This is a genomic window from Vreelandella songnenensis (genome assembly GCF_003002925.1).
GTDB lineage: Bacteria > Pseudomonadota > Gammaproteobacteria > Pseudomonadales > Halomonadaceae > Vreelandella > Vreelandella songnenensis.
In genome coordinates, this window is record NZ_PVTK01000013.1 from 32,972 (window position 1) to 56,509 (window position 23,538).

Annotated in this window: 22 protein-coding genes and 4 tRNA genes; 14 read left to right on the forward strand and 12 right to left on the reverse strand. The window is 59.5% G+C overall.

Annotated features, from left to right (window positions below; all coding sequences use genetic code 11):
• Window positions 1-4: 4 nt before the first annotated feature.
• Both dnaX and grxD read right to left on the reverse strand, forming a co-directional pair.
• Window positions 5-1,966, reverse strand: coding sequence for a DNA polymerase III subunit gamma/tau (gene dnaX, locus B0H98_RS15970; RefSeq protein ID WP_106376065.1), 1,962 nt, complete (start codon window positions 1,964-1,966; stop codon window positions 5-7).
• Window positions 1,967-2,105: 139 nt separating this feature from the next.
• Window positions 2,106-2,456: a Grx4 family monothiol glutaredoxin gene (gene grxD, locus B0H98_RS15975; protein WP_106376066.1), complete on the reverse strand. Its 351-nt coding sequence runs from the start codon at window positions 2,454-2,456 to the stop codon at window positions 2,106-2,108.
• A gap of 186 nt (window positions 2,457-2,642) precedes the next feature.
• On the opposite strand from grxD, the gene argF reads away from it, so the two are divergent.
• On the forward strand, window positions 2,643-3,563 hold the full coding sequence (gene argF, locus B0H98_RS15980) for an ornithine carbamoyltransferase (RefSeq protein WP_106376067.1): 921 nt from the start codon (window positions 2,643-2,645) through the stop codon (window positions 3,561-3,563).
• 151 nt (window positions 3,564-3,714) lie between these two features.
• Here the strand turns inward: argF and B0H98_RS15985 are convergent.
• Window positions 3,715-3,790 (reverse strand) — tRNA-Ala (locus tag B0H98_RS15985).
• 188 nt (window positions 3,791-3,978) lie between these two features.
• On the opposite strand from B0H98_RS15985, the gene uvrY reads away from it, so the two are divergent.
• The 7 genes from uvrY to nadB all read left to right on the forward strand — a co-directional run bounded on the left by uvrY (window position 3,979) and on the right by nadB (window position 9,326).
• Window positions 3,979-4,629 carry a UvrY/SirA/GacA family response regulator transcription factor gene (gene uvrY / locus B0H98_RS15990; protein WP_106376068.1) on the forward strand — a complete coding sequence of 217 codons (651 nt, stop codon included), beginning with the start codon at window positions 3,979-3,981 and terminating at the stop codon, window positions 4,627-4,629.
• Window positions 4,630-4,671: 42 nt separating this feature from the next.
• A complete protein-coding gene (gene uvrC / locus B0H98_RS15995; RefSeq protein ID WP_106376069.1) occupies window positions 4,672-6,486 on the forward strand; it encodes an excinuclease ABC subunit UvrC in 1,815 nt (604 codons plus the stop codon).
• Window positions 6,487-6,584: 98 nt separating this feature from the next.
• Window positions 6,585-7,133 carry a CDP-diacylglycerol--glycerol-3-phosphate 3-phosphatidyltransferase gene (gene pgsA, locus B0H98_RS16000; RefSeq protein ID WP_106376070.1) on the forward strand — a complete coding sequence of 183 codons (549 nt, stop codon included), beginning with the start codon at window positions 6,585-6,587 and terminating at the stop codon, window positions 7,131-7,133.
• 83 nt (window positions 7,134-7,216) lie between these two features.
• Window positions 7,217-7,291 (forward strand) — tRNA-Gly (locus B0H98_RS16005).
• 86 nt (window positions 7,292-7,377) lie between these two features.
• Window positions 7,378-7,451 (forward strand) — tRNA-Cys (locus tag B0H98_RS16010).
• Between the two features lie 35 nt (window positions 7,452-7,486).
• A tRNA-Leu gene (locus tag B0H98_RS16015) sits at window positions 7,487-7,573 on the forward strand.
• Window positions 7,574-7,730: 157 nt separating this feature from the next.
• Window positions 7,731-9,326: an L-aspartate oxidase gene (nadB, locus tag B0H98_RS16020; RefSeq protein WP_106376071.1), complete on the forward strand. Its 1,596-nt coding sequence runs from the start codon at window positions 7,731-7,733 to the stop codon at window positions 9,324-9,326.
• Here the strand turns inward: nadB and B0H98_RS16025 are convergent.
• Window positions 9,303-9,701, reverse strand: a complete 399-nt coding sequence (locus tag B0H98_RS16025; protein WP_244183202.1) for a hypothetical protein — start codon at window positions 9,699-9,701, stop codon at window positions 9,303-9,305. The genes nadB and B0H98_RS16025 overlap by 24 nt on opposite strands.
• Window positions 9,661-9,954 (reverse strand): FAD assembly factor SdhE, encoded by a 294-nt coding sequence (locus B0H98_RS16030; protein ID WP_106376072.1) that lies wholly within the window; start codon window positions 9,952-9,954, stop codon window positions 9,661-9,663. The genes B0H98_RS16025 and B0H98_RS16030 overlap by 41 nt, the downstream gene beginning before the upstream one ends.
• Before the next feature lie 205 nt (window positions 9,955-10,159).
• On the opposite strand from B0H98_RS16030, the gene B0H98_RS16035 reads away from it, so the two are divergent.
• The 3 genes from B0H98_RS16035 (at window position 10,160) to lapB (ending at window position 12,071) form a co-directional block, all read left to right on the forward strand.
• On the forward strand, window positions 10,160-10,456 hold the full coding sequence (locus B0H98_RS16035; protein ID WP_106376073.1) for an integration host factor subunit beta: 297 nt from the start codon (window positions 10,160-10,162) through the stop codon (window positions 10,454-10,456).
• A gap of 109 nt (window positions 10,457-10,565) precedes the next feature.
• Window positions 10,566-10,871 (forward strand): lipopolysaccharide assembly protein LapA domain-containing protein, encoded by a 306-nt coding sequence (locus tag B0H98_RS16040; protein WP_106376074.1) that lies wholly within the window; start codon window positions 10,566-10,568, stop codon window positions 10,869-10,871.
• Window positions 10,872-12,071 carry a lipopolysaccharide assembly protein LapB gene (gene lapB, locus B0H98_RS16045; RefSeq protein WP_106376075.1) on the forward strand — a complete coding sequence of 400 codons (1,200 nt, stop codon included), beginning with the start codon at window positions 10,872-10,874 and terminating at the stop codon, window positions 12,069-12,071.
• Between the two features lie 5 nt (window positions 12,072-12,076).
• On the opposite strand, the gene pyrF is transcribed toward lapB, so the two are convergent.
• A complete protein-coding gene (gene pyrF, locus B0H98_RS16050) occupies window positions 12,077-12,769 on the reverse strand; it encodes an orotidine-5'-phosphate decarboxylase (RefSeq protein WP_106376076.1) in 693 nt (230 codons plus the stop codon).
• A 215-nt stretch (window positions 12,770-12,984) separates the two neighbouring features.
• On the opposite strand from pyrF, the gene B0H98_RS16055 reads away from it, so the two are divergent.
• Window positions 12,985-13,269: a ComEA family DNA-binding protein gene (locus tag B0H98_RS16055; RefSeq protein ID WP_106376077.1), complete on the forward strand. Its 285-nt coding sequence runs from the start codon at window positions 12,985-12,987 to the stop codon at window positions 13,267-13,269.
• Window positions 13,270-13,396: 127 nt separating this feature from the next.
• Here B0H98_RS16055 and prpF read toward each other — a convergent pair whose 3' ends face one another.
• The 5 genes from prpF to B0H98_RS16080 form a co-directional block, all read right to left on the reverse strand.
• A complete protein-coding gene (gene prpF, locus B0H98_RS16060; RefSeq protein WP_106376078.1) occupies window positions 13,397-14,605 on the reverse strand; it encodes a 2-methylaconitate cis-trans isomerase PrpF in 1,209 nt (402 codons plus the stop codon).
• A gap of 18 nt (window positions 14,606-14,623) precedes the next feature.
• Complete coding sequence (gene acnD / locus B0H98_RS16065) at window positions 14,624-17,233, reverse strand: Fe/S-dependent 2-methylisocitrate dehydratase AcnD (RefSeq protein WP_106376079.1); 2,610 nt, start codon at window positions 17,231-17,233, stop codon at window positions 14,624-14,626.
• 63 nt (window positions 17,234-17,296) lie between these two features.
• A complete protein-coding gene (gene prpC / locus B0H98_RS16070) occupies window positions 17,297-18,424 on the reverse strand; it encodes a bifunctional 2-methylcitrate synthase/citrate synthase (protein ID WP_106376080.1) in 1,128 nt (375 codons plus the stop codon).
• A 59-nt stretch (window positions 18,425-18,483) separates the two neighbouring features.
• Window positions 18,484-19,374, reverse strand: a complete 891-nt coding sequence (gene prpB, locus B0H98_RS16075; protein WP_106376081.1) for a methylisocitrate lyase — start codon at window positions 19,372-19,374, stop codon at window positions 18,484-18,486.
• A 36-nt stretch (window positions 19,375-19,410) separates the two neighbouring features.
• Window positions 19,411-20,151 (reverse strand): GntR family transcriptional regulator, encoded by a 741-nt coding sequence (locus tag B0H98_RS16080; RefSeq protein WP_106376082.1) that lies wholly within the window; start codon window positions 20,149-20,151, stop codon window positions 19,411-19,413.
• Between the two features lie 233 nt (window positions 20,152-20,384).
• On the opposite strand from B0H98_RS16080, the gene pabB reads away from it, so the two are divergent.
• Both pabB and B0H98_RS16090 read left to right on the forward strand, forming a co-directional pair.
• Entirely contained in the window at window positions 20,385-21,749 is a 1,365-nt protein-coding gene (gene pabB / locus B0H98_RS16085; protein WP_106376083.1) for an aminodeoxychorismate synthase component I, read from the forward strand.
• 117 nt (window positions 21,750-21,866) lie between these two features.
• Window positions 21,867-22,487: a phosphoadenosine phosphosulfate reductase domain-containing protein gene (locus B0H98_RS16090; protein WP_106376084.1), complete on the forward strand. Its 621-nt coding sequence runs from the start codon at window positions 21,867-21,869 to the stop codon at window positions 22,485-22,487.
• 56 nt (window positions 22,488-22,543) lie between these two features.
• Here B0H98_RS16090 and cysB read toward each other — a convergent pair whose 3' ends face one another.
• Window positions 22,544-23,518 (reverse strand): HTH-type transcriptional regulator CysB, encoded by a 975-nt coding sequence (cysB, locus tag B0H98_RS16095; RefSeq protein WP_106376085.1) that lies wholly within the window; start codon window positions 23,516-23,518, stop codon window positions 22,544-22,546.
• Window positions 23,519-23,538 lie beyond the last annotated feature (20 nt).

Below are 23,538 nucleotides of genomic sequence, written 5' to 3' on the forward strand. Positions count from 1 at the left end.
ATTACTAGCGCTTTTCGGCGCCGGGTTTGACGGTTGACTCCACCAGGGTCGCACCAAAGGCCTGCTGCAGCTTCTGTATATTGGGATCGTGATGAAGAAGATCAACGGCCTGCGCATGGCGCTCCTGGTTTAGCCGCCCTTCACGCTGGCGCGGGGTTTCGCTCTCGGTCGAAAGCTCGGCCACGTCAAACACTACCCGGCGCGGCATGCCCTGCTCGCTCAGTGCTCGCTCGATGCGGGTCTGATGGACCTCGGCCTGCATGGCGGCTTGAGTTGGGTCCAGACGCAGCGTCAGCGTCTTGCCGTCATCGCTTTCAAGCAGGCAGTTGGCCGCCAGGCTGCGCGTCAGCCCGCCAAGTCCTAAAGAGTCAAAGCATAGCAGCCATTTCTCATGATCGAGCAATCCATTAGGCTCGCTCGCCACTACCGGAGGCTGCGCAGGCGTTTCCTGCACGGTTTCCCGCGGCGGAGATAACGGCTGAACTGGCTCTGGCTCTGGCTCTGGCTCTGGCTCTGGCTCTGGCTCTGGCTCTGGCTCTGGCAGAGATTCTGTCTCTGTTGTCGCCTGGGCGATCTCATCCAGCGACCAGGGGGGCGGCTCCTGGCTATCGGCTACGTCCAGTGCAGCCGGCTCGTCTTGATGCGCCTCCCAAGCCGGCTGCTCAACCTTTGGGCGCGGCGCCTCCGCTGGCAGCTCGGGTTCAGCGGGTGCAGTTTCTTGGCTCACGTTTTGCTGCGAAGCCGCTGATGCGGGCTGGGTAACGCTTGACTGCTCTACGGGAGAATCAGCCTTTGCCTGGTCAGCGCCACTGCCTGAAGGCTCCGCGCGAAGTGGCAGCGGCGTGCGCGGCGGCTTGGGCACACCCTGTGGACGAAACGCCAGCATGCGCAGCAAGGTCATTTCCAGGGCGCTGCGCAAATCCGGGGCGTGCACCATATCGCCGCGGCCCTGAATCCCGATCTGGTAATAAAGCTGAATATCTTCCGCCGTGAAGCGGCTGGCAAGCTGAAGAATTACCTCACGGTCGCCGTGACTGTTATCGACCGCATCGGGCACCATTTGTGCCACGGCCAAGCGATGCATCATCGCTGAAAGCTCGTCGAGCACCGCAGCAAAATCCGGACCCTGTTCAGCCAACTGGCTGACTTCGGCCAGCAGACGCTGAACGTCTACATCGGCGAGCGCCTCGGCCAGTGCCAGAATATGGCGGTGATCCAGCGTGCCCAGCATGGCTGCCACGTCGGCATGGCGTACCGCCCCCTGACCAAAGGCGATGGCCTGGTCAGTCAGGCTCATGGCATCGCGCATGGAGCCTTCGGCCGCCTTGCCCAGAAGCCATAGGGCGCTTTCATCAAACGCTACGTTCTCTTCACCCAGCACATAGGTCAAATGCTCGACCACGCGCTCAGGCGGCATATGCTTCAAGGTAAACTGCAGGCAGCGGGAAAGCACCGTGGCCGGGAGCTTCTGCGGGTCGGTGGTGGCCAACAGGAACTTGACGTGAGGTGGCGGCTCTTCCAGGGTTTTCAGCAGCGCATTGAAGCTGCTGGTCGAGAGCATATGCACCTCATCGATCAGGTACACCTTGTAGCGCCCCTGGGTTGGCGCGTATTGCACGTTGTCCAGCAGTTCGCGGGTATCTTCGACCTTGGTGCGCGAGGCCGCATCGACCTCGATCAGATCGACAAAGCGCCCCTCATCGATGGCCTGGCAACTGTCGCACTGACCGCAGGGCGTTGACGTAATGCCTTCATCACCGCGACCGTTGGCCGTGCAGTTCAAACATTTGGCAAGTATGCGCGCAAGCGTGGTCTTGCCCACACCGCGGGTGCCGGTAAACAGGTAAGCGTGATGCAGACGGCCCTGGTCAAGCGCATTGACCAGGGCACGTTGAACATGGGCCTGGCCCACGAGCTCGTGGAATGTACGTGGCCGCCATTTGCGGGCCAGAACCTGATAGCTCATTGAGCAATGTTTCCTTCAGCGGGCTGCGTGGTAGTGCATTACTTCAACACCAAGTGCCCGCAATGCATGATAAAAACGCCATTCTAGCGGCTACGCTGCAGCCCGCCAACCGCCCGGGCGGCTAACCCGGGCGTGGTCATCAGGCGTTATCGTCAGCCTGTTCTGCATTGGCACGTGCAGCGGCCTCTTTTACCAGCTTCTCGAGTTCGCCGTTCTGGTGCATTTCCATGACGATATCGCAGCCGCCGACCAGCTCGCCTTCTACCCACAGCTGCGGGAAGGTCGGCCAGTTGGCAATCTTGGGCAGCTCGGCGCGGATGTCCGGGTTATCCAGAATGTTGACAAAGGCAAAGCGCTCGCCGCAGCTCATCAACGCCTGAACGGTCTGGGCAGAAAAGCCGCACTGGGGCAGCTGGGGCGTACCTTTCATGTAGATCAGGATGGGGTTTTCACCAATCTGGCGCTGAATGTTTTCGGCTGTTGTGCTCATGTGAGTACTCCTAGAATAAGAATTAACACGACCAAGATGAGTATATGTGAGGGCAGGTATCTGGCTATCAATACCTGAGCGCGCTACTCGGCCTTCATCTTTGAACGCCATTCTACGCATGCCGCTTGCGTTGCGCATCCCCTGCCGCCTCGCTAGGATGGTGTTTTTGCGTGGAGAGAAGCAACCATGGCGACACGCCATTTCCTTACCCTGCTGGATTTGACGCCGGACGAACTGGATTATCTGATTCAGCGTGCCATCAAGATCAAGACGGATCTGAAAGCCAATGGGCCGGTCTATACGCCGCTGCCCAACCGCACGCTGGCCATGATTTTCGAAAAGTCGTCTACACGCACGCGCGTCTCCTTTGAAACCGGCATGGCGCAGTTTGGCGGGCACGCCCTGTTTCTTTCCCCACGCGACACTCAGCTCGGCCGTGGCGAACCCATCGAAGACACCGCGCGCGTGCTGTCTGAAATGGTCGATGCCGTCATGATCCGCACCTTCTCTCACGCAGGTCTTGAAACCTACGCCGGCGCCAGCAGCGTTCCGGTCATCAACGCGCTGAGCGATGATTACCACCCCTGCCAGCTGCTTGCCGATGTGATGACCTGGACCGAGCTTCGCGGCAGCGTCAAGGGCCGCACGGCCGTCTGGATTGGCGATGGCAACAACATGTGCCATTCGTGGATCAACGCCGCACGCCAGTTCGATTTCAACCTGCGCATCTGCTGCCCCAAGGGTTACGAGCCGCGTGAAGACATCCTGGCCGCCGCCGGCGACCGTGTGACGCTGCTTCATGACCCCGAGGCCGCCGTTCAGGACGTCGACCTGGTCACGACAGATGTGTGGGCGTCCATGGGTCAGGAAGAGGAGCAGGCCAAACGCGAAGCGGATTTCGCAGGTTTTCAGGTCACCGAAGCCATGCTGGACAAGGCAAAAGACGATGTGCTGTTCCTGCATTGCCTGCCCGCCCACCGCGGCGAGGAGATCAGCCACACCCTGCTTGACGACCCGCGCGCGGTGGTGTGGCAGGAAGCCGGCAACCGCCTGCACGCCCAGAAGGCGCTGATCGAATTTCTGCTGCTGGGCCGCATCAGCGAATAGACGCCTGAAACGATCAACCCTGCCAGCCGCTAACGGACCTGCCCCGGCGGCTGGCAGGCCAGGACAATCTACCCGGCGTCGGATGTACCTGCCTGCTGACAGGCATACAAAAAAGCCTCGCTACGGATAGCGAGGCTTTTTCGATAAATCCTGGTGGAGCCTAGCGGGATCGAACCGCTGACCTCAACACTGCCAGTGTTGCGCTCTCCCAGCTGAGCTAAGGCCCCTTCACTATCAGCGCAAAAAACTCTGCGTGGACAGCGAGGCGAATACTATTATGAAAAGAATCTTGCGTCAATGTTCTATCCAAATAAGTGTTTACTAATTCTCCTTTATAGTTAGCTGTGGCACTCTATGCCTTAGCATCAGCGGCTATCGTCTGAGCCCACTATGTTTCCATGCAGGAGCCAGTCCATTGATCAACGTTCTAATCGCCGATGATCACCACCTGGTGAGAACAAGCATTGCTCACCTGCTGAACGAAGAAAGTGACATAAAAATCATAGGCGAAGTCGACGACGGCGAAAGTGCAGTCACTCAGTGCCGACATTTAAAGCCCGATATCGTGCTGATGGATATACGCATGCCCGGCATTGGCGGCCTGGAAGCCACAAGGCGCATTCACCGCACCATGGTGGACATCAAGGTATTGATCCTGACGGCTCATATGGAAGATAGCGTGCTGCGGCGCATGCTCGAAGCGGGCGCGTCAGGCTTTTTAAGCAAGGGCGCTGATGCTGCTGAAATGACCGATGCCATCCGCCAGGTCTTTCATGGCCGGCGCTATGTCAGCCAGGAAATCGCTCAGCGCCTGGCGTTGGCCCACTTTACCAACGAGGACAATCCGTTCAGCCACCTTTCTCATCGTGAGCTGCAGATTGCCCTGATGATCGTCAACTGCCAGCGCGTCCAGGACATCTCGGATCGTCTGCATTTAAGCCCCAAGACCGTCAACACCTACCGCTATCGGCTGTTCGATAAACTTCAGGTCGCCACCGATGTCGAACTGACACACCTGGCGCTGCGCCATGGGTTGGTGGAAGGCTTTGACGGCAGCCAGGGTTGAACCTAACATCCCTAGCGACTCCTCGGTGCTTGATACGGTGCAATGACATTTAACGCGAAGCAGTTTTTAAGCTCGGTAAGCACCTCCCCCGGTGTCTACCGCATGCTGGATGAACACGCCAATACTCTTTATGTGGGTAAAGCGAAGCGCCTGAAAGCGCGCCTTGCCAGCTATTTTCGTGGCCAGCTCAATACCAAGACCCAGGCCATGGTCGCCCGGATTGCGGATATCCAGATTACCGTCACTCGCAGCGAGACCGAGGCACTGCTGCTTGAGCAGACGCTGATCAAGGAGCTGCGCCCGCCTTACAACATTCTGCTTCGCGACGACAAGTCCTACCCGTTTGTCTTCGTGACCGACCGCCACGCCTATCCCAAGCTTGAATACAAGCGCGCGCGCCAGCGCCGAGGCGATGGCCGCTATCTTGGCCCCTACCCCAGCAGCGGCGCCGTGCGCGAAAGCCTTTCGCTAATGCAGAAGATCTTTCATATCCGCAATTGCGAAGACAGCGTGTTTGCCCACCGCTCGCGCCCCTGCCTGCAATACCAGATCAATCGCTGCAGTGCGCCCTGCGTGGACTACATCGCCGAAGAGGACTATCGGCGCGATGTCGAGCACGCGGTGATGTGCCTTGAGGGCAAAAGCGAGGATGTAACCCGGGCGCTTACCCAGGCCATGGAAACCGCAAGCCAGGCGCTGGATTTTGAAGAGGCCGGCCGCCTGCGCGACCAGATACAGCAGCTGCGCCAGCTTCAGCAGCGCCAGTTCGTGGACAACGACAGCGGCGATGCGGACATCTTTGCCCTGGCCCAGCGCCCTGGCGCCATGGGCATTTCCGTGCTCAGCGTACGCGATGGACGGATGCTCGGCGCGCGCCACCATGCCCCCAAAAACGGCCTGGATTTAACGCCGGAAGCGTTGCTGACCGAAGTCGTCAGCCAATACTACTTTGGCCAGCCGCACAACGTTCCCAGCGAAGTCATCACCAGCCACGCCCTGGACGATAGCGAGCTGATTGCCGAGGCACTGACCCAGCAGGCGGGCAAGCGCATCCGTGTCACCAGCCAGGTGCGTGGTCACCGCGCCCAGTGGCAACAGCTGGCCATGACCAACGCAGAGCAGCAGCTGGCCTCCCAACTGGCCAACACCACCCAGCTCACCCAACGCTTTGCCGCCCTGCAAAAGGCCCTGGGGCTTGAAACCATGCCCGAGCGGCTTGAATGTTTCGATATCAGCCATAGCCACGGTGAAGCCACGGTGGCGTCCTGTGTAGTATTCGATCATCAGGGGCCGCGCAAGAGTGACTACCGCCACTTTCGCATCGAAGGGGTAGCCGCTGGCGATGATTACGCCGCCATGCAGCAGGCGCTTACCCGCCGATTGAAACGCGTCAAGAGCGGCGAAGCGATAGCCCCGGATATTCTGATTGTCGATGGCGGTAAAGGGCAGCTCAACATGGCGCGCGAGGTGCTCAACACGCTTAAGGTTACAGATATAATCCTGCTCGGCGTGGCCAAGGGCACGACCCGCAAGGCAGGGCTCGAGACGCTGTTTCTGGAAGCCTCCGACAATCCGCTGCCGATGGACCCGGCCTCCCCTGCCCTGCATTTGATTCAACACATTCGCGACGAATCGCACCGTTTTGCCATTGCCGGTCACCGCGCGCAGCGAGACAAAGCCAGACGCACCTCGACGCTTCAGGAGATACCCGGCATCGGCCCCAAACGTCGGCGCGAACTTCTACGCTTTTTCGGCGGGCTGCAAGGCGTACAGAAGGCCAGCCGCGCGGAGCTTGCACGGGTGCCGGGCATCAACGCCGCCCTTGCCGAGAGTATTTACCTGGCCCTTAACGGATAAACCCGCTTTGGGCATGGATGCTATTCGCCAAGGGGGATAGAATGACCCGAAACCACATTTCGAATCCTATGACTCTCCGGTAAGGATCGCCGCCCGCGATGAATATACCCAACCTACTTACACTGGCAAGAGTTGCCTTCATTCCTCTGCTTGTCGTGCTGTTCTATCTGCCGTTCAACTGGAGCATGCCACTGGCCGCCGGGCTCTTCGCCCTGGCGTCGGTGACCGATTGGCTGGATGGCTATCTGGCTCGGCGCTGGAATCAGTCAACGCCCTTTGGCGCGTTTCTGGACCCGGTGGCCGACAAGCTGATGGTCGCTGTGGCCCTGGCACTGCTGATCGAGCGTTACGACACGCTGGTGCTTACTCTGCCAGCGCTGGTCATCATCGGGCGTGAAATCGTGATTTCTGCGCTGCGTGAATGGATGGCGGAAATGGGCAAGCGCGGCCTGGTGGCGGTTTCCTGGATCGGCAAGCTCAAGACCACGCTACAGATGGTAGCGCTGTTGATCCTGCTTGCCCTGCCGCCCGGCCATGAGATCGCCCTGCTGGGCGTGGTCGTACTCTACGCCGCCGCGGCCCTGACGCTATGGTCGATGATTCAGTATCTCAAGGCGGCCTGGCCCCATCTTAGCCGCTCCATGTAAGTATCTGATTACTTGGGCGTGATGATTACGACATTGTTGATTGACATCTCCAGAACGATGCGTATAATTCGCCCTCGAGTCGAGCGGGAATAGCTCAGTGGTAGAGCATCGCCTTGCCAAGGCGAGGGTCGAGAGTTCGAATCTCTTTTCCCGCTCCAACTTGGATAGCGTGGCAAAACAGGTAGGGTCGAGAGCTGGAACGCCAGCCCGGTCAAATCTCTTTTCCCGCTCCATCGACTCTTTAGGCTGGATGGCAGAGTGGTTATGCAGCGGACTGCAACTCCGTGTACGCCGGTTCGATTCCGACTCCAGCCTCCACTTTTATGTGCTGTGCAACGTGTTCATGCTGCACCGCCCGGATGGCGAAATCGGTAGACGCAAGAGACTTAAAATCTCTCGGGGGTAACCCCGTGCCGGTTCAAGTCCGGCTCCGGGCACCACTTCTATTCTTCGCTTCCCCTATTTTGATTATCTGCACGATCACCATGATCGATGCGGATTTTTTGCGTTTCTGCATCGCCAACCGCTGATGGCCACGCTATGATGCCTGCCGTTTGGCAGCACACTGCAGATAGCTATTAAAAAGGAGCGGGCCTGATGAGCACGCCAACAAGCGATATTCTGATTATTGGCGGCGGTGTCGCCGGCCTGACCTTGGCGCTTGAGGCAGCCGAGCACTTTTCAGTCACACTGGTGTGTCCAGAACACGATGAAAAAGGCGCCAGCCAGTGGGCTCAAGGGGGTATTGCCGCCGTACTCTCCCCGGACGACAGCCTGGAAGCTCACATTCAGGATACGCTGATCGCGGGGGACGGCTTGTGCGATGAGCAGGCGGTTCGCTTTACCGTTACCCGGGGCCCCGAGGCCATTCAGTGGCTGATCGACAATGGCGTCCCCTTTACGCCGGATACCACCGAAGGCGCCCGCTACCCCTACCACCTGACCCGAGAAGGCGGACATAGCGCGCGAAGAATCATTCACGCCGATGACGCCACGGGGCGTGCGCTGATTGATACGCTCTCCTACAAGGCCGCGCAGCATCCACGTATTCATCAGCGCAATGACCTCACCATGCTGGGGTTACTGCAGGATGATGACGGGTGTTGCCGCGGCGCTTACGGGCTTGACGCGCAGCATCGGCTGCACAGGCTGGCGGCCTATAACACCGTACTGGCTACCGGTGGTGCCAGCGGTCTTTATCAGCACACTACCACTCCCTCCCCCAGCAGCGGAGAAGGCATGGCCATGGCCGCCGAGCTGGGCGCGCCGCTGATGAATCTGGAGTTTCAGCAGTTTCATCCCACCAGCCTGTACGACCCGGACGGGCCGGCATTTCTCATCAGCGAAGCGGTACGCGGCGAAGGTGGCTACCTGCTTGATGAAACAGGCAAGCGGTTCATGCCCGCCCTTGATCCCAGAGCCGAACTGGCGCCACGTGATGTGGTAGCGCGAGCTATCGATGCCCAGATCCAGCAGGGTAGCCTCGGGCACGTGTGGCTGGATATCCGCCACTTGGGGGAGCGCGCCATTCATCATCACTTCCCAACGATTGTCGCCCACTGCGCCGCACGCGGCATGGATATCACCCAGCAGCCGATCCCGGTAGTCCCCGCCGCGCACTATAGCTGCGGCGGCATTGCCACGAACCACCAGGGCGCCACGCAAGTACCGAATCTGTATGCCGTGGGGGAAGTTGCCTATACAGGCTTGCATGGTGCCAACCGTATGGCGAGCAATTCGCTGCTGGAGTGCCTGGTCTATGCCAGAAGCTGCGCCAAGGCACTGCGTGAGAAAAAAGCGCCCCGCTGGAAGAACTCGGCGCTTTCAGGGTCTGAACGCCTTGCCACTTTGCCCAACGCGGATCAGGACTTGCTCATGGCGCTACGCCATGAGCTTCGCTGCATCATGACTCAGCATGTATCGATTGTGCGTAGCAATGCCGGTCTGGAAGCTGCCCAACAGAAGCTTGCCAAGCTATCAGTACGCCTGAACGATGGGTCAGCGGCTCAAGGCTCGCTTGAAGGCATTCAGCTTCGCCAGGCACTTTTGCTGGCAAGGCTGACGGTAACCGCGGCATTGACGCGCCAGGAGTCGCGCGGATTGCACTACTCGATTGACTGGCCCTCTGGCCAGGCTGTAACCACCCCCTCCTGCCTGACCCTTGCCGACCTAACGCCCGGCACGGTGGCATAACCGGCGCAACTGCCGGTGGCTTTCGCGGGGCAGGCTATCGGGCCAGAGCCAGAGGCGCTCAGGCCCCACCCAAAGCCCTATCAGCCAAGGGCCCAGGTAGTCACAGCGCACGGTCAGCTCTTCACCAAGCTCGCCATAGGCCAACCGCCAACGCCCCAGCAGTGTGCCATCGCCCTGTGTCAGGTAAAGCACACCTCTGGGCTCGGCAGAAGCGCTGCGCCAGAGCAATACGATAAACACAGCACCTGCAGTACCGGCCACCCAGGCGCCCAATAGCTGAAAGCTCAGCAGACAAAGCCCCAGTGCTAAAGCCGCCTGGAGCAGGCCAGCAGCGCTAGAGGGTACGATAGGCAGAATTATCGGTGTTTTCGGCATGCTCAACGATCATTTGCACGATACGCCGCAGGGCGGGGTCTTCCGGCCACTCACGGTGCATCAGCCAGACAAACAGATCCTGGTCCTCTCCCGCGATCAGCTGCTCGTAAGCCAGCCGGTCTTCCTCGCTGAGTGTCTCAAAACGTGCTTCCAGAAACGGGATCAGCAGCAGATCCAGTTCCCACATGCCGCGCCGCGAATGCCAGTAAAGGCGCTTGCGCAGAATGGCTTCAGGGGATGTGTCGTCGCTCAAGGCCAGCCTCTTTGATGATTAAAATGAAGCGCCAGTATACCTAAGCTAAAAGGTCGCGCCAGCGTCAAGCTTCGCCTATGCTGTTATCCAGTCTAGTACCTTGTTTTATCTGCATTGTTTAATATTGATTTGCACAGTATGCTGAATTCGAGTGATCGAGATCAGCAGCCAGCTACGGCCTTCACAGCTTGCAGGGAGCCAACCGATGACCAAGTCTGAATTAATCGAACAAATCGCGATGCGTCAACCGGAGCTATCCGCCAAAGAAGTCGAAACGGCGGTACGTATTATTCTGGACGATATGACCGAAGCCCTTTCCAGCGGCGGCCGCGTCGAAATACGTGGCTTTGGCAGTTTCTCGCTGCATTTTCGTGAACCGCGCACTGGCCGCAACCCAAAAACCGGCGACCCTGTCGAGCTGGATGGCAAGTATGTACCCCACTTCAAGCCGGGCAAGGAATTGCGCGAGCAGGTGGATGCCAGCCGTGCGCTGGGCTACTAGCCTAGAGCGGCCATTACCCTATGGGTAATGTGTATCTGTGGGATGACGTCGCGCCAAGACTCATACACAATAGAGCCACTCTGCGAACGTCACTGACTAGGAAACTCTCATGCGTTGGATCAAAGGGCTGATTCTTGCCGTTATCTTGCTGGTTGTTCTACTGATAGGCATCTTGTTTGCCGTGAATAACCAGCAAGCCATTGCCTTGAATCTTATCTGGGTCGAGCTGCCCGCCGTCTCGTTCTCTGTATGGCTACTGGCGACACTGACGTTTGGCGTACTGCTGGGCATGCTCGCCATGCTGGGCGTCTACGCACGCCTGAAAGCGCGTCTGGCGCGCAGCGAACGCCACAACAAGCAGCAGCGCAAGGAACTGGATCAACTACGCACTCAGGAGTTCAAGGAACTCACCTAAATGCATGATACCATGCTGCTAGGCCTGCTGCTGGCGGCAATTGCCATCGGATTTGGCCTAGGCATTCGTCACGCCGCTAGCCGACCCCATCAGACGCCAGCGGCCACCTCCTCTTCGCTGTCACGCGAATATTTCATCGGGCTGAACTACCTGCTCAACGAGCAGCCCGATGAAGCGATCAATACGTTTATCAATGCGCTCGACGTCAACAGCGATACGGTTGATACGCATATTGCGCTGGGTAAACTGTTCCGTATCCGTGGTGAGGCCGATAAGGCCGTCAGTATCCATCAGAATCTGCTGGCCCGACCCGCGCTATCACGCAGTATCAATGAAAGCATTCAGCTGGAGCTGGCGCGCGATTTCATGGCACTGGGCGTTCATGATCGCGCGCAGCGTTTATTGGATTCGCTGCTCGAACACTCCGCAAACGACGAGTACCGCTATGCCGCCAAACGACTGCTGGTCGATATCCTCGAGCGTGAAAAGGAGTGGCAGCAGGCCTATGACGTCATTCAGCCCCTGTTAAAACAGCATTCGGGAATGCGCCGACCGGCGTCTCACTGGCTGTGCGAACTGGCCCAGGAAGAAATCGCCCAGTCCAGCCGCGCGCTGGCCAGAAAACATCTCAAGAAAGCTCTGCAGCTGGATGATCGCTGCATCCGGGCCACGCTGCTGCTGGCTGAGCTTGAAATGGACAACGGGCACTATGTCCGCGCCATCGAGCGCCTGAACCATATCCCGACGCAGGATCCTGCGCATATCCCGACCATGCTGCCCGCCTTGAAGCGCGCCTATTTCCGCCGCGATGATATCAAGGGCCTTGAAACCCACCTGTACAGGCTACTGGACCAGGCACCTTATACCAGCGTTATCGTGATGCTAGGCGAGCTTGTTCATCAGCGTGACGGGGTGGACAGCGCCATCGAGCGCACGGGGGAGTGGCTGCGCGAGGCACCAAGCCTTGGCGGTCTCGATTACCTGCTGGACCTGTATGTTGAAAGCCAGCGCCTGAGCGGCAGAACCTCGCCGGACTCGCGCCTGCTGCTGCTCAAGTATCACACCAGGGCCTTGCTGCAAGATCGGCCACGCCACCGCTGCAGGCGCTGCGGATTCTCGAGCGACGCTCTTGCCTGGCAGTGCCCCAGCTGCCGCCGCTGGGGCACGATCAAACCCATTACGGGCGTTGAAGGCGAATAGCCGAGTCAGACCAGTTCAGCTTCTATGGCGGCAAGCGCCTGCATCGGATCAGTCGCTTGAGTGACGGGGCGCCCGATGACCAGGTGCGTGCTACCGGCGCGCATCGCTTCGCTTGGTGTCATGATGCGCTGCTGATCGTTGGCGGCGGCAAAGCTTGGCCGGATGCCCGGGGTGACTTTCAAAAAGCCTTCACCGCACACCTGTTTAAGATGCGCAGCCTCTTGAGCTGAACACACCACACCGTCCAGGCCGCTTTGCTGCGTCAAACGCGCCAGACGCTCGACCTGCTCGTCCAGTGCACCGCTCACCCCTACTTCCTGCAAGCCGCTCTGCTCTGTGCTGGTCAACACGGTGACCGCAATCAGATGGGTGGTCAAACCGTGACGCTTGAGACGCTCGGCGGCTGCCTCCATCATCGTGCGACCGCCACCGGCATGTACATTCACCATCCATACACCCTGCTCCGCCGCCGCCTGTACGGCGCCCGCCACCGTATTGGGGATGTCATGGAATTTAAGATCCAGAAACACGTCGAACCCACGCCCATGCAACGCTTCCAGCACCGCCGGGCCGCTGCGGGTAAAAAGCTCCTTGCCCACCTTCAAACGGCAGCGGGTCGGGTCAAGCTGGTCAGCCATGCACAAAGCAGCATCCAGAGACGGGTAATCAAGCGCGATAATCAGCGGGGATTCAGACACAGCACAACTCCTTACTCATTTAGCCGCATTATAACAGTCTCCTAAGCCTTGCTTGTAAGCGATTTGCCACACATGGGTAGTCAAACACTTACAAATCGTGTCGCACATTTCTGACAACACTACCGAAACGAACGCGTTAAGTTAGTCGGGCGCACCGTTAATAATAATTCGGTTGCCACATTTATCCTACTGACTAACAAGGGACAATTGGACTGATGAATATGACACTGAAAAGCTTGTTCGCGGCGTTTGTGCTAAGCCTGAGCCTGGGTATGGCAAGCGGCGCTCTGGCGCAAGATGTCGCTCCGATCAATATCAATACCGCCGATGAGGAGCTGCTGGCCGAACTACCGGGCATTGGGCCAAGCCGGGCGGCGGCCATTGTCGAAGAGCGTGAAGCCAACGGCAACTTTGAAAGTGCCGACGACCTGACCCGCGTCAGCGGTATCGGTGAAGCGACGGTTGACCGTATGCGCGATCAGGTGGTGCTTGAAGACTAAATGCTAGCACCAACTATTACCCGGTGGCACCAACCAATGCACCGGGTAATTGACCAATAGCCTCCTCTACTCGCCATACCTCTTTCCAGATCGCCCCATAGGCAGCCTTGTACCCTTACTGATACGCTTAAAAGCTGTCGCCGGGTATGCGCACAGCGCCTTCCATCAATACTCGGGCGCTGCGGCTCATTACCGCTTTTTCAATGTACCACCCCCCATTCACGAAGCTGGCTTCTGCTCCAACCCGCAGGCTGCCCGAAGGGTGCCCGAAGGTAACAGCGTGACGTTTGCCTGAGTCAGGCTTGCCACTGACTGCGGCCAGATTGACCAGCGTGCCTTCAATGGCGGCAGCGGCGGCAATGGCAACGGCCGCGGTGCCCATCATGGCGTGATGCAGCTTGCCCATGGAAAGCGCCCTTACCAGCAGGTCGATATCCGCCGCCCTTACCTCCTTGCCACTGGAAGAGACGTAATCTGCTGCCGGGGCAACGAACGCCACCTTGGGCGTATGCTGGCGGCTGGCGGCTTCGCTGATATCACCAATCAGCCCCATACGCAGCGCCCCGTGCGCACGAATGGTTTCAAACATCTCGAGCGCCTGATCATCACCGTTAATCACTGCCTGCAGCTCAGTACCCGTATAGCCGAGATCGAGAGCATTGATAAACACCGTGGGAATACCGGCGTTGATCAGGGTGGCCTTGAGCAGGCCTACGCCCGGCACATCCAGCTCATCAACCAGGTTGCCGGTAGGAAAAATGGCCCCTTCACCCTCGGCTGGATCCATGAACGCGACTGGGATTTCGGCAGCGGGAAAGGTTACGCCATCGAGCTCGAAATCCCCGGTCTCCTGCACCTCACCATTGACGACAGGCACCTGGGATACGATGGTTTTCTGAATGTTCACCTGCCAGATGCGCACCTCGACCACGCCGTCTTGTGGGATGCGTGCGGCATCCACCAGGCCATTCGCCACCGCAAAAGGGCCAACCGCCGCGGAAAGGTTGCCGCAGTTGCCGCTCCAGTCCACGTAGGGCTTGTCGATGGCAACCTGACCAAACAGGTAGTCCACGTCGTGCTCGGCGGATTCACTTTTCGACAGGATGACCGCCTTGCTGGTACTGGAGGTGGCGCCGCCCATGCCATCGATCTGCTTTTCATACGGGTCGGGGCTGCCGATGACGCGCAGTAACAGCTTGTCACGAGCGGCCCCCGGTACCTGAGCGGCAGCGGGCAGATCGCCCAGCTTGAAAAATACGCCCTTGCTGGTGCCCCCGCGCATATAGGTCGCCGGAATGCTGATTTGTGGCGGGTAGGGGCGCGCGACGTCGTTCATGTTCACTCCGTTAGCTTTTCAAGCAGCCGATGATTCGAGAAAGTCCTGAGCAAAGCGCTGCAGCACGCCGCCGGCGGTGTAAATCGACACCTCCTCGGCGGTATCCAGGCGGCACTTCACCACTACGCGCTGGCGTTTCCCTTCACGGCGATGAATCACCAGGGTCAGCATGGCGCCTGGCGATACGGCACCTTCCACATCAAAGGTTTCGGTACCGTCCAGGCCAAGCGTCAGGCGCGTGGTGCCCGGCTCGAACTCCAGCGGCATCACGCCCATGCCGATCAGGTTGGTTCGGTGTATACGCTCGAAGCCTTCCGCGGCAATCGCCTCGACACCGGCCAACGCCACCCCCTTGGCCGCCCAGTCCCGCGAGGAGCCCTGGCCGTAATCAGCGCCGGCAATGATGATCAGCGGCTGTTTACGCGCCATATAGGTCTCGATGGCTTCCCACATGCGCATTACCTGCCCTTCAGGCTCGACTCGAGCAAGCGAGCCCTGTTTCACGACACCGTCGGCATCGCGCACCATTTCGTTATACAGCTTGGGATTGGCAAAGGTGGCACGCTGGGCGGTGAGATGATCCCCCCGGTGGGTGGCGTAGGAGTTGAAGTCCTCCTCGGGCAGGCCCATCTTGGCCAGGTACTCGCCCGCGGCGCTGCTCAGTTGAATGGCGTTGGAGGGCGACAGATGGTCGGTGGTGATATTGTCCGGCAGGATCGCCAGCGGACGCATGCCCTTGAGGGTACGCTCCTTGGCCATCTTGCCTTCCCAGTACGGTGGGCGGCGGATATAGGTGCTCTGGGGGCGCCAGTCGTACAGCGGGCTAACCTCGGTACGCGCGCTCTTGTCCAGGTCAAACATGGGAATGTAGGTCTGGCGGAACTGCTCGGGCTTCACCGCCGATTTCACGATAGCATCGATCTCTTCGTCGGCGGGCCAGATATCCTTCAAGGTAACGGGGTTGCCCGCCAGGTCGATGCCCAGCACGTCCTTTTCGATATCAAAACGGATCGTTCCCGCAATGGCGTAGGCCACTACCAGCGGGGGCGAGGCCAGAAAGGCCTGCTGGGCGTTGGGATGAATCCGCCCATCGAAGTTGCGGTTACCCGAAAGCACGGCGGTGGCGTAAAGATCGCGCCGGGTAATCTCTTCCTCGATTTTCGGGTCCAGCGCCCCGGACATACCGTTGCAGGTGGTGCAGGCATAGGCCACGACGCCAAAGCCAAGCGCTTCAAGCTCGCTCATCAATCCGGCTTCTTCCAGATACATCTTGACGGTCTTGGAGCCCGGCGCCAGCGACGACTTCACCCAGGGCTTGCGGATAAGCCCCAAGCGGTTGGCGTTACGGGCGATCAATCCGGCAGCCACCATGTTGCGCGGGTTCGACGTATTGGTACAGCTGGTAATGGCGGCGATAATCACCGCGCCATCGGGCATGCGGCCGGCACGCTCCTCATCGCGTGCCGCCTCCAGGCCCACGGCGATACCGCGCGCCACAAGCTCCGAGGTCGGCAGGTGCGCATGGGGATTGGAAGGCCCGGCCAGAGTGCGGGTCACCGAAGAGAGATCAAAGCGCAGCAGGCGCTCGTACTCGACGCCTTTCAGGCTATCCGCCCAGAGGCCGGTATGTTTGGCGTAGGTTTCCACCAGCGCCACCTGCTCATCTTCGCGTCCGGTCAGCTTCAGGTAGTCGATGGTCTGGCCGTCGATGTAGAACATCGCCGCCGTCGCACCATACTCGGGCGTCATGTTCGAAATGGTCGCGCGGTCACCGATGGTCAGCGCATCGGCGCCTTCACCGAAAAATTCAAGATAGGCGCCGACTACCCGCTCGCGGCGCAGAAACTCGGTAATAGCCAATACCATATCCGTACCGGTGATCCCCGGCTGCAGCTTGCCGGCAAGCCCCACGCCGACGATATCCGGCAGGCGCATCATGGAAGCCCGCCCCAGCATCACGCTCTCGGCCTCGAGTCCACCGACGCCCACGGAAATCACTCCCAGGGCATCCACCATGGGCGTGTGGCTATCAGTGCCCACGCAGGTATCCGGGTAGGCAATGCCGTCACGGTTCTGCACCACTGGCGACATCTTCTCCAGGTTGATCTGATGCATGATGCCGTTGCCGGGCGGGATCACATCGACGTTCTCGAAGGCTGTCTTGGTCCAGTTGATAAAGTGAAAGCGGTCGTCGTTGCGGCGGTCTTCGATGGCACGGTTTTTCTCGAACGCGCCTTCTTCAAAGCCTGCGTGCTCGACGGCCAGGGAGTGATCGACAATCAGCTGGGTCGGCACCACGGGGTTGACCTTGGCAGGGTCGCCGCCCTTCTCGGCAATCGCATCGCGCAGTCCGGCCAGGTCCACCAGCGCCGTCTGGCCCAGAATGTCGTGACACACCACCCGCGCCGGATACCAGGGGAAATCCAGGTCGCGCCGCCGCTCGATCAACTGGATCAGGGCATCGGTCAGCAGCGCCGGGGCGCAGCGGCGCACCAGCTGCTCGGCGAGCACGCGCGAGGTATAGGGAAGCTTGGCATAGGCGCCAGGCTGGATGTCTTCCACCGCCTCGCGAGCGTCGAAAAACTCGAGCTCGGTACCAGGCAGCGGTTTACGGTAGCGGGTATTCATGGCAGCGGACTCACGCAAAGGGGCAAGAATTCAGGCCCGGCAGCTTGGGCCGGGCCACGCGGGTCAATCACGCGCTTCTATCGGCACCCATGCACTCTTCTCGGGGCCGGTGTAATCCGCGCTGGGGCGAATGATACGATTGTTGGCACGCTGCTCGAATACGTGAGCCGCCCAGCCGGTAACGCGCGACATCACAAAGATCGGCGTAAACAGCTTGGTAGGAATATCCATGAAGTGATAGGCGCTTGCGTGGAAGAAATCCGCGTTACAGAACAGCTTCTTCTCACGCCACATCACCTCTTCCACGCGCTCGGATACCGGATAGAGCACGTCATCGTTCACGTCTTCAGAGAGCTTTCTGGACCACTGCTTGATGATCTCGTTGCGCGGGTCGGACTCGCGGTAGATGGCATGCCCAAAGCCCATTATCTTGTCCTTGCGCTCCAGCATGGCCATGATCTTGCTTTCCGCCTCTTCCGGCGATGACCACTGCTCGATCATCGCCATGGCCGCTTCGTTCGCGCCACCGTGCAGCGGGCCGCGCAGCGAGCCAATCGCACCGGTCACGCAGGAGTGCATGTCGGAAAGCGTCGAAGCGCACACCCGGGCGGTAAAGGTCGAGGCGTTGAACTCGTGCTCAGCGTAGAGAATCAGCGAAACGTTCATGACGCGCGCGTGCAGCTCGGAGGCAGGCTCACCGCGCAGCATGTTGAGAAAATGCCCGCCGATGGAAACATCATCGGTTTGCGTGTCGATGCGCACGCCGTCGTGAGAAAAACGGTACCAGTAACAGATGATCGAGGGTAATACGGCCAGCAGGCGGTCGGCCACGTCCTGCTGCTGATCGAAATTCTCTTCGGTTTCAAGATTGCCCAGCATCGAGGTTCCGGTGCGCATCACATCCATCGGATGGGCATCCTTGGGAATCTGCTCCAGCACGGTTTTCAGCGCATCGGGCAGTCCGCGCAGGCGCTTGAGGCGGTCGATGTAGTGGTCAAGCTCGGCCTGATTGGGCAGCTTGCCTTTCAGCAGCAGGTAGGCCACTTCTTCGAACCTGGCCTTTTCGGCAAGCTCCTTGATATCAAAGCCACGGTAGGTCAGGCCCGAGCCTGTCTTGCCTACCGTACACAGCGCGGTGGAACCGGCGCTCTGGCCGCGTAGTCCTGCACCTGTCACGGGTTTATCAGCCATGGTGTGTCTCCTGTTACGCGTTTATTGTTGGTCGTTAGGCAGCTTTTCACATCTCGTAGCTACTGATCGCCGCCGTTTTCGGCGAATAGCGCGTCCAGCTTCTGCTCGAAATCGTGGTAGTTGAGAAAGTCGTAAAGCTCGTCGCGGGTCTGCATGAGAGGCACTACCTCTTTCTGGTGGCCGTTATCCAGAATGCTTTGGTAGACCTTGAGCGCGGCGGCGTTCATGGCGCGAAACGCGGAGAGCGGATAGAGCACCATGCGACAACCCACGTCGCCAAGCTCTGTCTGGGTGAACAGCGGCGTGGCGCCGAACTCGGTGATATTGGCCAGAATCGGCGCATTGACGCGCTCGCAAAAGGCCTTGTAGTCATCCAGGGTATGCACCGCTTCGGCGAAGATGGCATCTGCCCCCGCTTCTATGCAGGCGTTGGCTCGCTCGATGGCGGCATCCAGGCCCTCTTTCTGGAACGCATCGGTGCGTGCGATCAGATAGAAGTCTGGGTCGATCCGCGCGTCTGCAGCGGCCTTGATCCGGTCGACCATTTCCTGCTGAGAGACAATCGCCTTGTTCGGCCGGTGACCGCAGCGCTTCTGCGCCACTTGGTCCTCCATATGCACCGCCGCAACCCCTGCACGCTGCATCTCCTTTACGGTGCGGGCAATGTTGAAAGCCCCGCCCCAGCCGGTATCGATATCCACCAGCAGCGGAAGCTCTGTAGCTCCACAGATGCGGTGGGCGTCCTCCACCACGTCATTCATGGTCGTCATGCCCAGATCCGGCAGCCCGAAGGAGGCATTGGCCACACCGCCACCGGAAAGGTAGATCGCCTGGTGGCCCACCCGCTCGGCCATCAGCGCGGTATATGCATTGATGGTGCCTAAGATGGGCAGCGGGCGGCTGGCTTCTAGCGCGGCTCTGAAGCGGGCGCCGGGACTAAGTGTCGACATGATGAATGGCTCCTGAACAATATAGGGCGGGCCGTGCTATTCGACCGGCGATGAAGAGTGCTGTTTGAGAATGGCTGCGTAGCGATCTGCCACGTTGGCCCGGGACGCGCTGACATGGCGGCGCATGAGCAGCTCGGCAAGCTCGGCGTCTCCTGCCTCGATGGCATCCACGATGCGGTGATGCTCGACAAAGGCGCGCTGCGGGCGCGTGCCGCTGGCACTGAACTGGGTACGATAGAGGCGAACCAGGTAGTAAAGGTCGTTGCACAAAAGGCTCATCAACATCTTGTTGTGACTGCCTTGCACGATGCGATAGTGAAAGTCGAGATCGCCTTCACGCTGGTAGTAAGCTTCACCACGCTGCAGGTCGGCCTGGCTCTCATGCAGGGCCAGCACATCGCGCAGGCCCTGGATCTCCTCGGCGGACATGTGCTCGGCGGCGAGCCTTGCGGCCATGCTTTCAAGCGCCTCGCGAACGTCAAACAGCTCGATCAATTCTTTCATCGACAGCTTGACCACGCGGGCGCCTACATGGGGTACGCGCTCGATCAGCCGGTGCGATTCCAGCCGGCGCATGGCCTCACGCAGAGGCCCGCGCGAGATGCCGTAGGTCTTGGCAAGCCCCGGCTCGGTAATCTTGCTGCCCGGCGCCAGCACACCGCGTACAATGTCGCTTTGCAGCTGATGAAATACCCGCTCGGCGAGGGTGCGCACTTCGGGCGTTACCATTTCAGGTGGCGACTCGGCGGAGTAGGAAGAAGAAACGGTTAAGCTCATGGTTAATTGTCGACAATTAAGAAAGTAGAGAAACTTTAGCCTTGCACGTTTAAACCGTCAACCTCGTTATCTAGCCCTTTGTTGCATCTTTCGTTGTAGGCGGAAAGTCTAGCATCACCAACACTGTCAACAATCTCTCCTCAAGCGTGAGAAATGCGTCAACCGAGTGACTGGTGCCGGCGTTCAACGCCCTCTAAGATAAGCGGCCCTTTTACCGGCTAGGCGTTTGCTCCATGACCACGGCATTGTCGATCTCCACTCTGCCCTACTCTTCTGATCCACTGCAGTTGTTTGACGCGCTTCGCCAACGTCCAGGTGCGGTGCTGCTGGATAGCGGTCGACCGGTAGCGCAAGGACGTTTTGACATCATCAGCAGTGACCCCCTGGCAACGCTTGAAGTAAGCGCTGAGGGAGTGCCTGCCTTGATAACCGCCGGGCCCGAGTTTCCCGCACTGCCTTCCGGCGACAGCTTTGCCCAGCAGCAGTGGCTGCTTGAGCAACTGCCCTTCCCATGCACTGGCGCATGGGCACTCGATAGTGAGCTGCCTTTCATGGGGGGCCTGATCGGCTACTGGGGCTATGACTTGGGCCGGGAGCGCCTGATCAAGGCGCAGCAACCCGATGTGACGAGGCTTCCTCAGGCACGCCTTGGCCTATATGACTGGTGCATTACCCTTGATCACGTAACCCATGAGACGTGGCTGATCGCCACTGACGAGCGCCGCGAGCAGGTGCTGGCGTGGCTGCAGGCGCCGCCAGCGACCGCTTCCTTCAACCTGACCGAGCCTTTCAAGGGCGAGCTTGAACGCTGCGACTACGCCGAGCGCTTTGCCGCCGTACAACGCTACATCCGCGCTGGCGACTGCTACCAGATCAATCTTGCCCAGCGCTTTTCAGCGGCTTACGAAGGCGATGAGTGGCAGGCCTACCTGCGCCTGCGCAATGCCACGCCCACGCCTTTCTCGGGGTTTATGGCCTGGGGCGATCACGCCGTTCTTTCACTTTCACCGGAACGCTTCATTCAAAGCCGCAACGGCCTGGTGGAAACACGCCCGATCAAGGGCACCCGGCCACGGGGCGCCACGCCGAAGGAAGACGCGGCCCTTGCCGAGCAGCTATTGGCCAGCACCAAGGACCGCGCCGAGAACGTGATGATCGTTGACCTGCTGCGTAACGACCTGGGGCGAGTATGCAAGCCGGGCACCATCAGCGTTCCTCAGCTGTGTCAGTTGGAGAGCTATCCTAACGTGCATCATCTGGTAAGCGTCGTGAAGGGCGAGCTTGCCGCTGACGCCTCACCGCTTTCTCTGCTGTCGGCGGCCTTTCCCGGCGGCTCTATTACCGGCGCTCCCAAGATCCGCGCCATGCAGATCATTGCCGAACTGGAGCCATGCCAACGCAGCGTCTACTGCGGTAGCCTGGGCTATGTGGATGTGCGTGGCAGCATGGATACCTCGATTACGATTCGCACCTTTGTGGCAAGCGAGGGCCGGCTGCACGTGTGGGGCGGCGGCGGCCTGGTAGCCGATTCGACGCTTGACGAGGAGTACGTGGAAACGCTGGACAAGATTCGCCATCTCATCAAGGCACTGGAATAAGCAGACTGAGTGTTAAATCAAAATGGAATATAAACGCCAAACCAAACGGTATTGGGGGGTCAAAGGCGCAGTTTGATAGCCTAGCCACACGGTTTATCAACATGACAAGGAGGCACCATGTCCTCATCGCTTGAAGCGATCAACCGCGACCTGGGCAATAACCCCCAGGCGCTTATCGAGTGGGCCTTGACCCAGGGCGAACGACCCATCTGCACGACCAACTTCCGGCCATTCGAAGCGGTCATTCTGCACATGGTCACTCAGGTGCGCCCGGATATGCCCATCGTGTGGATGGATAGCGGCTACAACACCGAAGCCACTTACCAGTTCGCCGACGCAGTGATCAAGCAGCTCGGCCTGAACATTGTAAGTTTTGTGCCTGAACGTACGCGGGCACACCGTGAAGCGCTGGAAGGTGCCATGCCCGGCATCGATGACCCGCGCCACGCTGCCTTTACGCAAGAGGTCAAGATCGAGCCGTTTGAGCGCGCCCTGAACGAGATGCGCCCGGATATCTGGTTCACTGCGCTGCGCGCCGAAGATACCCCGGAACGGGCCAGGATGCAGCCGGTCAGCCGCAATAGCGACGGCCTGGTGAAAGTCGCGCCGCTCTTGCACTGGAGCGCCAAGGAGATGTATCAATACCTGGAGGCTCACGGCCTGCCGAACAACTTCGACTACTTCGACCCCACCAAGGTGGAAGAGAAGCGCGAATGCGGGCTGCATCTGCAGCACTGACCCGCCTGCTGACCTGGCGGCGGCCCATACGCCAGGTCAGCAGCGTTATGCTTGATCTAGTGTTCGGGTAACTCGACGCCTTCAAACAGGGTTTGCTCGAAGCGCGGCCCTGCGGTTAACGCCTCATCGACCAGGTCACGGGTTAGATGGGGCGCAAACCGGGTCAGGAAATCGTACATGTAACCGCGCATGAACGTACCCCGACGAATGCCTATCTTGGTGGTCGAGCTTTCAAACAGGTGGCTTGCATCCAGCGCGACCAGATCCTCGTCCAGCGCCGGATCAACCGCCATGTGCGCAACGATTCCTACACCCATCCCCAGGCGCACGTAGGTCTTGATGACATCGGCGTCGGCGGCGGTCAGCACTACGTTGGGCGTCAGGCCTTCTGCCTTGAACGCATCATCAAGCTGCGAGCGCCCGGTAAAGCCAAATACGTAGGTCACCAGCGGATGCTCCGCCAATGCCTGTAGCGTCAGCGGCCCGTCCAGGGTGGCAAGCGCATGATCCTTGGGCACCAGGATGCAGCGGTTCCAGCGATAGCAAGGCAACAGCACCAGGTCGGTAAACAGCTCGAGCGACTCGGTGGCAATGGCAAAGTCGGCCTGGCCGTCGCTGACCATCTGAGCAATCTGTTTGGGCGTTCCCTGCTGCATATGCAGGGCGACTTCCGGATACTTCAGGGTAAATTCGCTGATGATCGGCGGCAGCGCATAGCGCGCCTGAGTATGGGTAGTGGCGATGGACAGGCTGCCGCGGCGCTCATCGCTGTGCTCCTGGGCGACCTGCTTGATGTTCTCGGTCAGTTTGAGCACCTGCCCGGCGAGTTCGATAATCGATTGGCCAGCGGGTGTTACGCGGGTCAGATGCTTGCCGCTGCGCGCGAAAATCTCCACTCCCAGCTCATCTTCGAGCAAGCGGATCTGTTTTGAAATGCCCGGCTGCGAGGTAAACAGGCTCTGGGCCGTTGCAGACACGTTCAGGTTGTGTCGGTTAACTTCCCAGATATAGCGAAGTTGTTGCAGCTTCATCTTGTCACCTCATTATCTAT